General features: G+C 41.3%; 14 protein-coding genes. 6 read left to right on the top strand and 8 right to left on the bottom strand.

The window, feature by feature from the left end; all coding sequences use genetic code 11:
* Positions 1–698 precede the first annotated feature (698 nt).
* A complete protein-coding gene (locus RM368_RS35730; protein ID WP_322698444.1) occupies positions 699–1,604 on the top strand; it encodes an SMP-30/gluconolactonase/LRE family protein in 906 nt (301 codons plus the stop codon).
* On the top strand, positions 1,601–2,167 hold the full coding sequence (locus RM368_RS35725; RefSeq protein WP_322698443.1) for a DoxX family protein: 567 nt from the start codon (positions 1,601–1,603) through the stop codon (positions 2,165–2,167). The genes RM368_RS35730 and RM368_RS35725 overlap by 4 nt, the downstream gene beginning before the upstream one ends.
* 153 nt (positions 2,168–2,320) lie before the next feature.
* Here the strand turns inward: RM368_RS35725 and RM368_RS35720 are convergent, their stop codons facing one another.
* The 3 genes from RM368_RS35720 to RM368_RS35710 all read right to left on the bottom strand — a co-directional run bounded on the left by RM368_RS35720 (position 2,321) and on the right by RM368_RS35710 (position 3,875).
* Complete coding sequence (locus RM368_RS35720) at positions 2,321–2,545, bottom strand: type II toxin-antitoxin system VapC family toxin (RefSeq protein ID WP_322698442.1); 225 nt, start codon at positions 2,543–2,545, stop codon at positions 2,321–2,323.
* A 77-nt stretch (positions 2,546–2,622) separates the two neighbouring features.
* Positions 2,623–2,850, bottom strand: a complete 228-nt coding sequence (locus RM368_RS35715) for a hypothetical protein (RefSeq protein WP_322698441.1) — start codon at positions 2,848–2,850, stop codon at positions 2,623–2,625.
* A gap of 62 nt (positions 2,851–2,912) precedes the next feature.
* The gene (locus tag RM368_RS35710) at positions 2,913–3,875 is read right to left on the bottom strand and encodes a VOC family protein (protein ID WP_322698440.1); all 963 of its coding nucleotides are present in this window, start codon (positions 3,873–3,875) and stop codon (positions 2,913–2,915) included.
* A gap of 363 nt (positions 3,876–4,238) precedes the next feature.
* Between RM368_RS35710 and RM368_RS35705 the strand changes: the two genes are divergently transcribed.
* Positions 4,239–4,418 carry a hypothetical protein gene (locus RM368_RS35705; RefSeq protein ID WP_322698439.1) on the top strand — a complete coding sequence of 60 codons (180 nt, stop codon included), beginning with the start codon at positions 4,239–4,241 and terminating at the stop codon, positions 4,416–4,418.
* A 171-nt stretch (positions 4,419–4,589) separates the two neighbouring features.
* Positions 4,590–4,742 carry a lmo0937 family membrane protein gene (locus RM368_RS35700; protein ID WP_322670168.1) on the top strand — a complete coding sequence of 51 codons (153 nt, stop codon included), beginning with the start codon at positions 4,590–4,592 and terminating at the stop codon, positions 4,740–4,742.
* A gap of 276 nt (positions 4,743–5,018) precedes the next feature.
* On the opposite strand, the gene RM368_RS35695 is transcribed toward RM368_RS35700, so the two are convergent.
* From RM368_RS35695 to RM368_RS35685, 3 genes are all read right to left on the bottom strand, one after another.
* The gene (locus RM368_RS35695) at positions 5,019–6,227 is read right to left on the bottom strand and encodes a 4-hydroxy-3-methylbut-2-enyl diphosphate reductase (protein ID WP_322698438.1); all 1,209 of its coding nucleotides are present in this window, start codon (positions 6,225–6,227) and stop codon (positions 5,019–5,021) included.
* A 116-nt stretch (positions 6,228–6,343) separates the two neighbouring features.
* Positions 6,344–7,210 carry an SGNH/GDSL hydrolase family protein gene (locus RM368_RS35690; protein ID WP_322698437.1) on the bottom strand — a complete coding sequence of 289 codons (867 nt, stop codon included), beginning with the start codon at positions 7,208–7,210 and terminating at the stop codon, positions 6,344–6,346.
* Between the two features lie 302 nt (positions 7,211–7,512).
* Positions 7,513–8,910 (bottom strand): ammonium transporter, encoded by a 1,398-nt coding sequence (locus RM368_RS35685; protein ID WP_416212285.1) that lies wholly within the window; start codon positions 8,908–8,910, stop codon positions 7,513–7,515.
* A 351-nt stretch (positions 8,911–9,261) separates the two neighbouring features.
* Here RM368_RS35685 and RM368_RS35680 point away from each other — a divergent pair, with 351 nt between their 5' ends.
* A complete protein-coding gene (locus RM368_RS35680; RefSeq protein ID WP_322698435.1) occupies positions 9,262–9,414 on the top strand; it encodes a hypothetical protein in 153 nt (50 codons plus the stop codon).
* A gap of 183 nt (positions 9,415–9,597) precedes the next feature.
* Here the strand turns inward: RM368_RS35680 and RM368_RS35675 are convergent, their stop codons facing one another.
* Positions 9,598–9,921, bottom strand: a complete 324-nt coding sequence (locus RM368_RS35675) for a YnfA family protein (protein WP_322698434.1) — start codon at positions 9,919–9,921, stop codon at positions 9,598–9,600.
* Positions 9,922–10,164: 243 nt separating this feature from the next.
* On the opposite strand from RM368_RS35675, the gene RM368_RS35670 reads away from it, so the two are divergent.
* A complete protein-coding gene (locus RM368_RS35670) occupies positions 10,165–14,859 on the top strand; it encodes a GAF domain-containing protein (RefSeq protein ID WP_322698433.1) in 4,695 nt (1,564 codons plus the stop codon).
* Positions 14,860–14,987: 128 nt separating this feature from the next.
* On the opposite strand, the gene RM368_RS35665 is transcribed toward RM368_RS35670, so the two are convergent.
* Entirely contained in the window at positions 14,988–16,487 is a 1,500-nt protein-coding gene (locus RM368_RS35665; RefSeq protein ID WP_322698432.1) for an alpha-amylase family protein, read from the bottom strand.
* Positions 16,488–16,524 lie beyond the last annotated feature (37 nt).

The following is a 16,524-nucleotide window of genomic DNA, read 5'->3' as shown; positions in this document are numbered from 1 at the left end:
TATTACATCCCTACCTCACTTTAAAAGATGTTGGTAATGACAAGCCTTATAAAGGGGGGAAACAGAACAAATGTTGTTACCTTCCCTTTATAAGGGGAGGGTTAGGGTGGGGTAAAACCAAGATTTATCAGCTACTTGCGACTTGTGTATACACCGTAGATTTACAAGGAGGATTAGTGAGGGGTATTAGACACTTTGACCAATAACTGTAGCTTTTCAAACACCCTCTAAAGACAGATTATTATGCTTAGATTAAAGCTTGAATTACAATATTACTTCTCTCTAATGGATTAATATTTATTTATGCCTAAAGACAGGTTAATATTTCATTGTAATTTCATTTTTTATTTGTATTGTGTGAATTAGCTATGTAATATATTTACAAAAATAGTAAATAATTTTTGCTTGGCATTTGATGAAGCTATTAATTCAATTGTGTTACAAAAGATTTATCTTAAACAAACATAGTATTTTGGTGCAATCTATATCTATGTTTCAATGTTAATAGAGATCGATATAGTAAGAATTAGCTTTATAATCATTAACTTCAATCTTGTATTTAGTAACTGATGAAAATAGCTGAAAATTTTACACTCAGTTTGTTGCACGATATTAAGTAGAAATTAACACAATATTTTAGTATTAATTTAGGCCTGCTATTTATCGTCAGTAGCCAAGTTAAATAACAGGAGATTTCTATGCCTGAAGCCATTGAGATTTATGACGATCGCCTGCGTGCTATTGTACGCCCAGAAGCCTCACTTCAAAAGCTTGCCAACGGTGCAGTCCATAGCGAGGGGCCTGTTTACTTCCATGAAGATGACACTGTTGTGTGGAGCGATGCTCACGGCAATCGCCTGTTGCGGTGGAGTGCTACTGACAATGTGACTGTCCTACGAGATCCATCTGATTACCAAAGCGGTAATTATCGAGACTTAGAAGGTCGTCTGGTTGCCTGTTCCTCTGGTTTGCGTGCTATTATCCGACGCGAACAAAATGGTGAATGGAAGGTTTTAGTCGATCGCTACCAAGGTAAACGCCTGAACAGTCCAAATGATTTGGTAGTCAAAAGCGACGGTACAATTTGGTTCACCGATCCGCCTTATGGGATTACTGAGCCAAATCAAGGTTACGGCGGCGAACAGGAGCAACCTGGAAGTTACGTATATCGCTTCGACTCGGTAACTGGTGAGATTTATCCTGTAGTAACAGACATGGTGCGCCCTAATGGGTTGGCTTTCAGTCCAGACGAAAGTATGCTGTATGTTTCAGATACAGCTGCGTTTAATATTCCTGGGGGGCCTCATCATATTCGTGTTTATGAGGTTGTAGACGAGCGCTATCTAAAAAATGGGCGTGTATTTGCAGTCATTGAGCCAGGACAACCGGATGGACTGCGGGTTGACGAACATGGCAATGTTTTTACTAGTTCTCAAGATAGCGTGCAGATATACGCCCCCGATGGAACTCGCTTAGGAAAAATTTTTGTACCGGAGACATCAGCTAACCTGACTTTTGGTGGTCAAGAAGGCGATCGCTTATTTATCACAGCTGGTCATTCGTTATATGTTATCAACCTTAATACTCGTGGTGTACAGCTATGATTGATCAATTTGGGTTGGGTGTAGCGTTAAACAAAGCTATTCCGAAGGAACTCGTTTTTTTCCTAGCTGCATTTAATTTCCCACAGCTAAGTCCACACTTGTTAAGTTCACTTTCTCCTGTGTATCCTGACGGATTCCCAGGATTGGCACTTTTACTTCTCAGAGTTAGCCTTGGCTGGTTGTTTATATTACACGGCTATCCCAAAATAACGCATCTTCGACGGTGGGCTGAGTCTCTAAAAACGCCTGTCTTTCTTTGCTTTTTATCAGCTGCATCGATGTTAGGTGGCGGAATTTTTCTGATTATTGGATTCCTCACACTCTTAGCAACTTTGCCCATTCTCTGCTCAATGATTTTTGCGATATATTTGCACATTACTGGAGGTAAGCCTTTTGTAGCTCAAGATCCATACTTAATTCCTCAAGAACAGTATCAAGGTGCTTTAGGACAAGGTGAACCGCCAAGTTGGGAAAAAGCTTTTATGTATTGCGTTATGCTGATTGCGATCGCAGTTTTAGGCCCTGGTGCTTATTCGCTTGATGCTTCGATTTTTGGAAGGTGAATCATCATATTTATGATTCAGTTATTAACAACGCCACATCATAAAATTTAAACTTTTGATCTACAGTAATTATCGTTAGACCTTCTACCAAAGCCTGAGCAATTAACATCCGATTAAAAGGATTTTTATGATACATTGGCAAATCAGCAACCTTTATTCCATGTGCCAACGTAATCGACTAAAGCGCAAAGCCTCCTTTAAATTACTAGTAGCTATTAACTTTCCTAAAGACTGTTTAATCGAAATTTTCCAAGCACTAATAGCACTGACGAAAATTAAATTTTCAGGATTAGTAATTATCTCTCGTACCTGATTTGACAACTTAGAATCATTTTCTAAAAACCATAGCAGGATATGAGTATCTAGCAGAAAACTCATTAATCTTCCCCATAAAAAGCAGCAATCACCTCTTCGGAAGTTTCATCAAAATCATCAGAAATCTTAACCTGTCCTTGCTAAAAACCTGCAACTCTGGGTTCTAAGATATCTTCACTACTCATCACCATCGAGCCATGATTTAAACTTGCTTTTTCAACTGTAGACTCTGCTTGAGACAGAGGTAAAACCTTTGCCCAAGGAACCCTTTGACGAGTTAGCGTAATTTCAACATTATTTTGGATATATGATAATAACTCAAGTAAATTATCAAATAAGTAAGCAATATCGAAAGTTTTTTCTGACATTTTTATTTATGTCCTACTCACTACAAGCATTATAGCCAATCAACGACCCACCGCTTCCCACATCAAGATTCCGCAATTAGCAAGATTGCGTGTCCATCAGGATCTTTAACTAGACAACCTTGCCGATAAGGACTTGTACTATCTGCAAACTGTATAATCCGCGACGATACAAAGTGAACTTTGTTACGCCGTAGCTTATCCACTAACTGCTCAAGATTATTTACAACAAGCTCAATTTGCATATGTGCAATATCGCAGCTTTTCCAATCACTCGGCATTGGGCGGCCTTTTTTAGGCACAATATAGTCTAATAGTTCAATTCCTACACCATCTTGAACAGGTCGCAATGTTGTAATTTTGACTTCGGCTCCTGGTAAATTATCCAAGCGAGATTGGGTTGCACGCCAGTTGAGACTGCGGCTATCAATTTGCATTCCCAGGAGGTCGCAGTAAAAGTGTAGACTCTGCTCGGTATTGGAAATTGCGATCGCACTATGATCGATTCCTAAAAATAAGCGATGACTATTTTGATGCCATTTATCTTTTCCTTTATCAGGCGGAAACCAAATTAACTCTAAATCATGACCATCAGGGTCTTTAAACTTAAAAGCGCGGACACCACCAGATGTTTTATTTTCAGGGGGTATTGTCTGGGGAGCAACTGAAATTGGTTCAATGGGAAATGAACGCAAGTGAGCATAAGCACGAGCCATATCACTCACCACAATCGCCAGATGTTGAAACCACAAGTCATTACTTTGTGAATCGCTGGGGATGGGTTTACCCTGAATATTAAGATATTCCATCAACTCGATAAGTTCATCACCTAATCGTAAAGTAACAATGCGAATTTTTCCCCCAGTCACACCTTCTAAGTCGCTGTAATCTTGTCCTTCAACAGTAATGTCAGAAACTAGTTCAAAAGCAAGTGCTTGTGTATAGAATTTCAAAGAGCGATCGCAGTTTGTCACTGTTAAGCCAATAGCTCTAATTCTTTGTACTTGTACATCGGTTTGACTAGACATATTCAACAGACTTTGTACTTATTATCTACTAGTTTTGCAAAAATTCAATATGAGTCTTGCATAAATCAATCAATATAAAAAATATTATAAAAGTTATCTCTAGCTTAAGAAAGACATACAACTGAATTTATCCTTTAAAGATTTCATCCAATAATGAAATTGTGATGAAATTTTTATAGTTCTTTCGGTAGAGATATTTATTATCCCAATGGCTAGAAGCGTTAATTCTTGTAAACCTCTAAAGTCATGCCAGAATCACCAAAATAGCTAGTCAAAAAAACTTGCCGCTTGTTGGAAGCGAGGAAATTAAAACCACAAAATTAGTTAATTGAAAATGCCTACAAAAGTTACTGTCAATTTTGGATGCCTGCTGCTGGTATTCCCTGGTTTGTTGCCGTTTTTGGACGTGACTCAATAATTGCTAGCTTGCAGGCGATCGCACGACGGTTGCGGTTGATTAGTGGCAATTATGGCGCAACTCGCACAGACTCCGACTATAAAGCAATCCTGTCGCTTGAGATAGTGATGGGGGCAGCTAACTGACAGTTCAAAACCGCTACCTTTATCTAATTAAATAGTAACGAAAGATTAAGCATAGTAAATGACTGTGCGCCATCACTCAAAATAATCTTTCTTAAGGCAAATAGAGAAAAGTGAAGCTAGGGAGTAAAATATTTGAACAAATTAAAACTGATTTAATTCAGAACAAATAATATGTTGAGTATACTTTGGGGTATTGTTGTTATACTGGTTGCTTTTTGGGCATTAGGACTGGCACTTCATATTGCCGGAAATCTCATTCATGCAGTGTTGCTTTTAGCTATTGGCCTTGCTATCTATAATTTTTTCAAAACGCGTGATGTGTAAATAAATATAGTATTTATCGATCGTGGTGAAGGTACATTATAGTCCTTTCCTCGCTTGCAAAGAGAGGTTAAGGATGCAGTTCTTGTACCTCACTCATTATCTTGGCAATTGCAAACACTTGAAGAATTCAGAAGTAAGAATTCGGGATTATTGCAGTCTGCATAATACAGCAAAAATACTTTTGTAAGGCGGGCAAGACTTTGGCTTTGTTCAGTCGAATGCTGCCCACCTCATAAGTAATTGGATGTTTTTATTTGGAAGTCCCTCTGAGAACTTTTAAACTAGTGCTGCCGTTGCTTTTAATTTAAAAATCTTCTCAATTACATCTTCTACTACTTTATCAGGGGTAGAAGCACCAGAAGTAATGCCTACAACAATTTCCCCATCAGGCAACCAGTTATCTGTAGTTCTTAACTGCCCATTTAATTGCCGATGTTCAATAGAATATACCGATTTAAGGCGTTCAGCAGTATCAATATGGTAAGAAGGAATTCCTCGCTCAAAGGCAATTTGTTGCAACTGAGTAGTATTCGAGGAATTAAACCCACCAATTACTACCATCAAATCTAAATTATGTTCCACTAATTCCAACATGGCATCTTGCCGTTCTTGAGTGGCATCACAAATGGTGTTGAAGCTTTGGAAATGCTGATTTAACTCAGTGGGGCCATACTTCTGTAACATAGTTCGCTCGAAAAGCTTGCCGATTTGCTCAGTTTCGCCTTTAAGCATGGTAGTTTGGTTAGCAATGCCAACTCTTTCTAAATCGCGATCGGGGTCAAATCCTGCTGAACAAGCTTTAGCAAATTTTGTCAGAAATTCTTCACGGTTGCCACCATTGATAATATAGTCAGCAACATATTCTGCTTCTTGCAAATTTAACACAATTAAATACTTGCCAGCGAAGGAACTAGTCGCAACTGTTTCTTCGTGCTTATATTTACCGTGAATTATTGATGTATAATCGATTTTTTTGTGTTTTTCTACTGTATTCCAAACTTTAGATACCCAAGGACAAGTTGTATCAACAATTTTGCAGCCTTTATCGTGAAGTATCTGCATTTCTTGAACGCTAGCCCCAAAAGCGGGTAATATGACTACATCACCAATTCCAACAACAGAAAAGTCTTTATTCTTTTCTTGAATGGGGATGAATTCTACTTCCATCTCCTGCATCCGCTTATTTACAGAAGGGTTGTGGATAATTTCGTTAGTAATCCAGATGTTTTCTGTGGGAAAATGCTGACGAGTTTCATAGGCCATAGCCACAGCACGTTCTACACCCCAGCAAAAGCCAAAGGCTTGTGCTAGTCGGATTGTCACATCACCCCGTTGTAGAGTGTAATTGCGATCGCGAATTTCCTGAATCAAGTTACTCTGATACTCAGATTGCAACTGCGTGGCAACTTCTGCTTGATGACCAAAGCCCTTGCGATTGTAATTTTCTGAATGTTGGAGGTTGCGCTTAAAAGCTTTTGTATCCATTAGATTTGTCTATTTAAACCACTATTTCTTATTTTCTCGCGCCTAGACGCGATTGATACAGAGTTGTCTTCAAAGATATTATCAGAGAGGGGCAAAGGAAAAAGGATTTAATGCCTTTACCCTTTACCCTTTAACCTTTTCCCCTCTTGTTCTTGCTGAGGTTTTAATTCAATCTCGCTATAAATCTGCAATGCAGAACGCCAAACCATATAGCCTTCAGGACTTAAATGTAAACCATCAGTAGTAAATTCGCGGCGGAGATTTCCTTGCTTGTTGGTAAACAGGGGATGTAAATCGAGGTATTTTACACCTTTTTTGGTAGATATGCTTTGTAGTTGCTGATTTAACTGGCGAATGCGACTATTGGCAACAGCCAATAGTTTATCTCGTCCTTTCCAAGTTGCTGCTTCTGCCCCATGTGGCAAAATCGATTGGACAACAATTTGCGCTGTGGGATGAGTCTTTCGTAGGTAATTGATAATTTGCCGCTGATTATCTAAAATTTCCCCATTGCTCATACCCCGAATTAAGTCATTAATGCCAATCATTACAAAAATCACCTCTGGCTGGGTGCGGTCAAATATTTTTAATCTTTTTAAAAGTCCGTTGCTGGTTTCGCCAGAAATTCCTTGATTGAGCCAATTTTTACCTTCGGGTAATAACTCAGGGGGAAACCACAAACTTAGAGAATCTCCCGCTAGGATGGTTAAATGCGGAGGATGTTGGTCAGCGGCAACCTTGGCTTCTTGATTGAGGATATCTAGCCACTCTTGATAAGTGAGTTGATGACGGCGACCTAAATCAGGTGTAGCAATTTGCGGTGAATTATTTAGGTTGATTGGCTGTGGGGATGCGATTATCCCAAAAAAAGCGGCCAATCTCTGCTGTTGCCAAATGAGCAGAATGACCGCCAACATTAGGATGCCGTTGGTTAACAGCGAGAACAATGCCCAGATAGGAAAGGTTTTTACAGATGTAGACACGACTAGCGAAATTTACCAATTATTTGAATCAAATTTTAACGCTAGCGATCGCAAATTACACAATCTTAAATTGCGTGAGTTCGACAAGCCCTTTTTTGACCTCTTCCCCAACCCCTCTCCGACACGGAGAGGGGAGCCAAAACCCTAATTTCTCGTTGCTCCTCCCTTTCCCCGTGGGAGAGGGAGGTTGGGAGGGAGAGGTTCATCGAACTCAGTTAAATTGGGCATTGGGGAAGCAACTCCTAACTCCTAACTCAGCACTCAGCACGGCCTAAACGCCGCGCTGACGCTAACAGCACTCTCTACTGAGTAGGACGATCGCCAAACTCGGAGTTGTAACCTTCTTCGCCGTGTTCGTTGATATCCATACCTTGCAATTCAGCTTCCTCTTTGACTCGCAGCCCGACTGTAGCATCGATAACTTTGAGAATAATCCACGTACCAATACCTGCGATTACATAGGCAACGACAATTGCTACTAGTTCAACTCCCAATTCACCCAAATTACCACGCAGTACTCCATCTTTACCTCCTCCGTTGACTTGAGTCGTGGCAAAGATAGCCGTCAAAATCGCCCCTACTGTACCACCAACCCCATGCACGGGATAAGTATCTAAAGCATCGTCAATTTCTAGTTTGTGCTTAAAACTGATCGCATAGAAGCAAACAAAGGCGGTGATGAAACCAATTAAAATCGCTGATAACGGTGTGACAAATCCGGCGGCGGGGGTAATACCCACCAAACCAGCAACAGCTCCTGTAGCTGCTCCCACTGCGGTCGGTTTACCTCGTAAAACACTCTCCAAAATTAGCCACATTAAAGCCGCCGCCGCCGCCGCTGTATTAGTAGCAACAAAGGCTGTTGTTGCTAAATTTGTGACTACATTACCAGAAGTTCCACTGGCAGCAGATAGGGCACTCCCAGCGTTGAAACCGAACCAACCAAACCACAACAAGCCAGCTCCCAGCAAAATAAACGGAACATTGTGCGGTGGGCTAAGGCGATCGGGATGGGTTTTCCGAGGGCCAAGGACGATCGCAGCTACCAGGGCTGAAACGCCAGAACTAATATGAACTACTGTGCCACCTGCAAAGTCTAGGGCACCCAATCCACCGTACAAACCTAAAAATCCACCTTTCGCCCATACCATGTGGGCTAGGGGAGCGTAAACAAAGGTTGACCACAGGAGGACAAACAGCGAATAGGCGCGGAAACTCATCCGCTCTGCGATCGCCCCAGAAATTAAGGCTGGGGTGATAATGGCAAACATGGCTTGGTAGATCATGAATGCCTGATGGGGTATTGTGCCGGCATAAGAGACGACTTCCGGCGGGTTTGATCCTTTGAGATAATCGGTTATCTCTAATCCGACACCATTCAACCCCAGCCATTGCAATCCACCGATAAATGGTAAACCTGGCGCAAAGGCAAGACTATAGCCCCACAGAATCCAGGTAACTCCGACGATTGCCATTAACACAAAGCTCATCATCAATGTGTTTAGGATGTTGCGCGATCGCACAAATCCACCATAGAAAAACGCCAATCCTGGTGTCATTAGCAGCACAAGTGCTGCTGAAATCAGCATAAATGCTGTGTCTCCAGTATCAGCAGTAGGTGGGGCAGCAGTTGGGGTTTGGGCAAAAGCATTGCCCATCAACGGCCCTCCTAAAAATAGTAGGGTGATAGCTCCAATCATCACAACTTTCTTCAACACTTTTTTTTCTTCCTAAACACCAAGAATTTGTATCCTTAACTACATTTGATTACTTTTATTGACACATTTTTGTCTTGAAAGTTACTTAACTTGAATTTTCTTGAAATGTTAACAAAAATATATACCTGATTGTAGTTGCCAAGATTTAAATTAGCGTATAAACACGCAATCATTACATTGCATCTTTTTTTTTAAAGAATAGAAGAATAGTATTTTATTCAAGCCGGACAAAATTACGAATTTTTAGTTACTTACTGTTACAAACCAAAATAATTGTGATATGTGACGAGTATTGTAAATTATTGTCAGTATTTTCCGATAATTTGCCCAAATATGCAGCAAATTTCAACTTCTCGTGCGATCGCGAACAGGGTACAAAGACAGAGGCTACGCCAAAATGAGGTAGAGAAATATCCTACTTGTGCGATCGCGATCGTCATCTTAGAGAAGAGAGAAGCAAGTAGCCTGAGGGTTGGGGAGAAGTAGACCTCATCTAGTTACAAAATGCTGCATCATGAATTCTCTTTATATTTCCCTGATAAACACGTAGATATCTAGATGCCTGCTTCTAACAGGTTAGTTGCGAAAAAACTTTTGCAATTTTGCGTGAGATTATTAGTTGTTTAACAGGGAACACTATAAAAGTTCAAAATAATCTAGAAATTTTACTTAACTTCTGGGGGCAAACATGATAATTAAAACACTTACTAAAGCTAAACATACTCCGATTAAGTCGTAGCGGTCTGGAGTTACCCCGTCTACCTTCCAACCCCAAAGCATTGCCATTGCGATAAACACGCCGCCATAAGCCGCATAGACTCTGCCAAAATTTGTTGGTTGGAGAGTTGCAATAACCCCATAGAAAGCTAAAGCAATTCCTCCCAATATCCCCAACCAGAACGGCTTACCTTCGCGCAACCACAACCAGATTAAGTAGCCGCCCCCAATTTCCAATAAGCCAGCCCACAAAAAATACAGCAGAGACTTAAGCATTTGATCGATTATTTAACAACATATAAGTCAGTAAAATTACGCTAACGCTTTTAAGTAAACTATTGTCATTAATTAAGGTAAGTTTATTGAACAAATTGGGCATGGGGCACAAGAGCAGAGGGACAAAGGGGCGGATGGGCAAAGGGGCAGAGGGGAAAAAACTTGTACAAGAACTCTCCCCTGCTCCCCTGCTCCCCTGCTCCCCTGCTCCCCCACTCCCCAGAATGTAGATAAGGCTCAAGGATGAAAGCACCATTACCTGATAACGAAGCCCAGAGAATCGATGCAGTTTTGCAGTATAAGATTCTCGATACGCCATCGGAAGCCACCTTTGACGATCTGACTCGTTTAGCCTCGTATATTTGTCAGACTCCTATTGCCTTAATTAGCTTAATTGATACAAATCGCCAATGGTTCAAATCAAAAGTCGGTTTGGATACCTCAGAAACGCACCGAGATTTCGCATTCTGTGCCTATGCCATTCTCCAGTCTGATGTTTTGGTAGTGCCTGATACAAAAAATGACGAACGGTTTGCAACAAATCCACTGGTGACATCTGACCCAAATATTCGGTTTTATGCTGGTGTACCTTTAACTAACCCTGAAGGATACGCCCTCGGAACGCTGTGTGTAATTGACTACGTACCACGAGAACTTTATTTAGAACAAATAGAGGCATTACAAACTTTAGCTCGTCAAGTCATAAAACAACTGGAATTGCGCCGAAATTTAGCAAGTTTGGTACTTGCTTCCAAGAAAAGCAACCAGGTACAGAAGGTACGCAAGCAATTTTTCAAAAAGATTGCAGCAAGCTTTGGTTTGTCGTCAATAATTTTAGTTTTGATTGGGGTGGTTTCTTATCAAAATACAAGAGTATTTAGTAATTTTAATCGCAGTATAGTCACAAACACTTATAAAAAACTTAACAGCCAAGAGGAAATACTGTCCCAGGTAAAGGATGCTGAAATTGGGCAACGTAGTTACATCTTCACTGGAGATAAACTTTATCTAAAATCGTATCAAACAGCACTTAGTAACGTCGATCGAGAAATTGCCAAGCTGAAGAATTTCACAGCAGCTCAACCGAATCAACAAAAGCAGATGGCAACGCTTGAATTTCTAATAACGGCTAAACTTACTGAACTAAAACAAACTATCGATTTGCGCCAGAATCAGGGATTAGAGGCAGCGTTGCAAGTACTGCTGAAAAACGATCGACAAAATCTTATGGATGATATCCGCAAGGCGATCGCTGAGATAGAAAACGAGGACAGGGGACGAATTAGACAGCAGTCACAAGCAGCAAAGATTTGGACTCGGAACACAATTCTCACATTGGCGATCGCTATTTGCCTAAGTTTTATCGTTCTTGCTGTAGTCTACTACTCGATCTATCGTGAGGTTCTTGAGCGGAAGAAAACAGAAGAAACCTTAAATCAAGAACGCAACTTTATCTCAGCAGTCCTTGATACGGTTGGTGCGTTGGTAATAGTTCTCGATTCTCAAGGGCAAATCGTTCGTTTCAATCAAGCCTGTGAGCAAATAACTGGTTACTCTTTTGATGAGGTGAGGGGTAGGTATAGCTGGAACTTGTTACTACTTCCTGAAGAGGTGGAGCCAGTTAAAGCAGTTTTTGACCAGTTAGGATCTGGTCAACTTTTCAATAATTATGAAAATTATTGGGTAATGAAAGATGGTAGTCGGCGGCTGATTGCCTGGTCGAATACCATCTTAAAAGACTATGAGGGCTGTGTTGAATACATAGTTGCTACTGGCATTGACATTACCGATGCCAAACGAACACAACAGCATCTGACTGCACAATATGCTGCAACCCGCGTTTTAGCAGAGTCCGCCACAATTAACAAAGCTACTCGCCAAATATTGCAAGGGATCTGTGAGAGTTTGGCATGGGATTTGGGTGAAATTTGGATGATCGATGAGCAAGCAAATGTGCTGCATTTTGTCGATATCTGGCATAAAGCATCCATTGAAATGCAAGAGTTTGAAATACTGAAGCGGCAAACCACCTTTGCACCCGGAATTGGACTACCTGGACGGGTTTGGGCTAGTTCTGAATCGGTTTGGATCGCTGATATCGCTAAAGATATTAATTTCCCTAACTTCAAAATAGCTGCTCAAGTAGGACTACATGCAGCTTTTGGTTTTCCGATCCGCAGTGGTAACAAAATCCTCGGTGTGATTACCTGCTTTAACCGTGAAATCCAGCTTCTTGACGAAGATTTAGTAAAAACGATGAATTCTATCGGCGAGCAAGTAGGGCAATTTATCCAGCGTAAACAGGCTGAAGAAGAAATACAACGCCAAAATTTGCGATCGCAACTATTTACCGAAATCACCCTGAAGATTCGTCAATCTTTGGACATTGAAGAAATTCTCCAAATCACTGTCGAAGAGGTACAAAAGATTCTCCAGACTGACCGAGTTTTAATCTATCAGCTGATGCCAGAAACTACTGCAAACACCGTTGTTGAAGCAGTAGTTTCTGGCTTACCAGCAATCAAAGAGCAAAATAACGCCGCCCCCTACTTTGAAGCAGAATATCTCCAACAGTACTATCTACAGCAGTACCGTCAAGGCAAGGTTTTCGGACTGGATAACTTGGATCTTTTGGAAGTTGAACAAAGCCATTTGGAATTAATGCAACAGTTTGGGGTCAAAGTCAATTTGGTTGTACCTATTCTTGTTAAAGAAGAACTTAGCGGTTTGTTCATAGTTCATCAGTGTGACGATTCCCACCACTGGTCTAGTTTTGAAACCGATCTTTTGCGGCAAATAGCCGACCAAGTAGGTATTGCTTTGACCCAAGCCCAACTATTAGCAGCAGAAACTCGTCAGCGACAAGAACTTGAAATTGCCCGTCGCCAAGCCGAATTAGCTTCTCAGACGAAAAGTGCCTTTTTGGCAAATATCAGTCATGAAATTCGCACTCCGATGAACGCTGTATTGGGGATGACTAGTTTGGTGTTAGATACTCCTTTAGACGAAGAACAGCGAGATTTTATTGAAATAATTCGCAGTAGTGGAGACGCTCTTTTAAGTTTGATCAACGAGATTTTGGATCTTTCCAAACTTGAGGCTGGAGAGATGGCTCTCGAAACTCTCGATTTTGACCTATCCACTTGTGTAGAAGACGTGGTGGAATTATTGGCTCCTTCAGCCCATAACAAGGGATTAGAAATTGCTGCAATAATCGATCGCAACGTTCCCACTCAACTCAAGGGAGATACTGGTAGGTTGCGGCAAATTTTGATGAACTTAATCAGCAACGCCATCAAATTTACCAGCGCTGGCGAGGTATTAGTGCAAGCCGAATTGCGATCGCTTTCTTTGACTACAGCCACCATCCATTTTGCGATTACAGATACAGGGCTTGGCATTAGCACTGAAGACCAACGCAAACTCTTTACGCCATTTACCCAAGTGGATGCTTCGACCACTCGCAAGTATGGTGGTACCGGTTTGGGATTAGCCATCTGTAAACAACTTGTAACTTTGATGGGAGGAACGATTGGGGTAGAAAGTCAGATGGACAAAGGATCTAAGTTTTGGTTTGAGTTGCTTTTTAACAAACAAGTTGAGCCTGTTGAGCCAAAATGCGATCGCGGACTTTTGCAAAATCGCCGCTTATTGGTAGTGGATAACAACACTACTAATTATAAAATTATCTCCCATCAAGCTACTCATTGGGGAATGGAGGTAGATCGAGCTGACAGTATTGCTGCGGCCGTTAAAGTTATTCAGCAAGCTAGCGAGCAGGGGAAATCATATCATGTTGCCTTGGTTGATATGCAAATAGCCCAAACAAATGGCATGACAATAAAAGAACAAATTCCAGCCAATTCTGCAATTGCTAAGATCCCTTTGATTATGCTCGCCTCTACTAATCAACGGGATGAAGTACAACAGGCGCTCAAAATCGGATTTGCTACTTATTTATTCAAACCGATTAAGCCATCACGACTCCTTGATACGATCATAAATATTTTAGAAACTCAGCCGGAATCAGAACAAGGGTGTAGAGGCAGAAAGCTAGAGGCTACAGAAGAAATTCCGAGTACAGAAACTTCAAGTATTCTTACTTCCTGTCCTCCTAAGCCTTCTACTAAATCCAAGTTAAGAATTCTCTTAGCCGAAGATAATTTGGTGAATCAGAAAGTAGCACTAAAGCAACTCCAGAGTTTGGGCTACAAAGCCGATGTCGTTGCAAATGGAAAAGAAGTTTTGCAACTCTTAGAAAAAATTCCTTACGATTTGATTTTAATGGATTGCCAAATGCCAATTCTCGACGGTTTGGAAACCACAAAAGAAATTCATCGTTGGCAAGAGGATGCTTTTGCATTGGGTCATCGTCCTGTAGTGATTGCGATGACAGCTAATGTGATGAAAGAAGACGAAGAAACTTGTCTAAATGCCGGAATGGACGACTATTTGAGTAAGCCAGTATTTAAAGAAAAATTGGCACAGACTCTAGAATATTGGACAGGTGCGATCGTTTCTCAGCAAGAGGCAGGTGTGTATGAACAGACAGTTTCCACTGACTTAGCAATTAATTGGGAACACTTGCATCAGATATCAGGAAACGATCGAGAATTTGAATTAAATTTATTGCAAATATGCGTTGAAGATATTAAACCCCGTTTAGAGATAATTAAAGCAGCGATCGCAGCTGATGACTTTGGGCAAATAGCACGAGAAACTCATCATCTTAAAGGTGCTAGTGTCAACATTGGAGCCACAGCTATGTACTTAGCAACTGACAAACTAGAACAACTAGCTAGCGATCGAGACTTTAAAGGTACTACTAATTTAATTTTAGAATTAGAAGAATTTGTCAACTGCATTCAATATTTTTTAATTAAAAACAAAGTCGTGAAGGAGGCAGAAGGCAGGAGGCAGGGAACAGGTGGTCACTAAGCGACTTACCTTGACTCTGCCACTATGCCCAAGCGATCGATAATCTTGTACTTTGATTTGTAATCTGAAATACTCATACATACTTCAAAAATACAACACGAAAGCGATCGCACCTGCGAAATGTGGGTTTAAAGGCGTTCCCTACCAACACGCACCCAACGGTAGCCGTAGCCTTCAAGTTGTATGCCGCTTTCTGGATGTTCGATCGGCTCATAGGGTTTATCTCCAAGCAAATCAATCCAATGGGATTCGCGATCGCCGCTAAACTTGAGAGTTACTGTACAACCATCTTTTGCCAGATTATGAAGGGCTACAACCGTTCCATCGCGCCACTGATAATGTAGAGCTAACACTCCTGAGTTATCTGTCTCAATCAGTTCCCAACTTCCCCAACCGAACTCTGGACATTCTTTAAGCATCCGAATTGCTCGTTCCATCCAGTTTAAAAGTGAGTTGGAATCTCTTCTTTGAGCAATGACATTCAGGTGTGGGTAGCCATATTCCCCTTCTTTGATGACGGGGAGAATAAGTCGATCGCTAGGAGCGGTCGAGAACCCTCCATTAGACTCGGCTGACCATTGCATTGGGGTGCGGCTGGCATCGCGTTGTTTCAACGATAAGTCGTCTCCCATACCAATTTCTTCGCCCGCCCTCAGGACTGGTGTTCCTGGCATAGTAAACATCAGGCTGTAAGCCAAACGAATCCGACGCTCGTCTCCTTGAACCAAAGGTGGAAAGCGACGCCGAATACCGCGATCGTAAATCCACACCTGCTCTTTATTCTGATGAAATTTGGTCAATATTTCTTCTTGTTCTGATTTAGAGAGCTTGTCTAACGACAATTCATCATGATTGCGGATAAAGTGCGCCCACTGACAAATGTCTGGAATCTCTGGCGGTGCTTTCAATCCTTCTATAAGAGGAGCCGCTGCTTCGCGAGCCAAGGCAAGCATGAGATACTGATTAACGATAAAGCTAAACAACATCTGCAACTTATCGCCATCGTCGAAATATTTCGGTACATCCTCCATTGAGACATTTGCTTCTGCCAGAACGATCGCATCTCCTCGTCGCCAGGAAAGAAAGTTCCGCATCTGTTGCAGATAACGGTAAGGGTCTTTAATATCTGCCTGTTTTTCAATACCCTTTAGCTCAATTAAAAACGGAGCCGCGTCAACTCTAAAGCCAGAAATCCCCAGTTGCAGCCAAAATCCCATGATTTTGTCGAATTCTTCGCGGACTTGAGGATTACCAATATTCAAATCTGCTTGATACTCAAAGAAGCGGTGAAAGTAATAGGCTCCAGCTTCCTCATTATATGTCCAAGTACTCTGTTGATAGCCAGGGAAAATAATTCCTGACTCAGCATCAGCCGGTTTTTCCTCTGACCATACATAATAATTCCGGTATTTAGAATGCGGATCTTTGCAAGCAGCTTGAAACCAAGGATGGTCAGTCGAGGTGTGATTAATTACTAAGTCAACAATAACGCGCATACCGCGATCGTTTGCCTGACGGAGAAATTCTACAAAGTCTCCTAATGTTCCCAAACGCGGATCTACACTGTAATAATCCGTAACATCATAGCCGTTATCTCGATTTGGTGTGGGATAACCCTCTTCTGTCACTCTCCGGAATAAGCAAATAGTAAAAAAGCGAAATCAT

Origin of the sequence: Nostoc sp. DedSLP03 (assembly GCF_034530815.1) — a bacterium.
Classification (GTDB): domain Bacteria; phylum Cyanobacteriota; class Cyanobacteriia; order Cyanobacteriales; family Nostocaceae; genus Nostoc.
The sequence above is the reverse complement of the archived record's forward strand: the minus strand, read 5'-3'. Positions and strand labels throughout refer to the sequence as shown.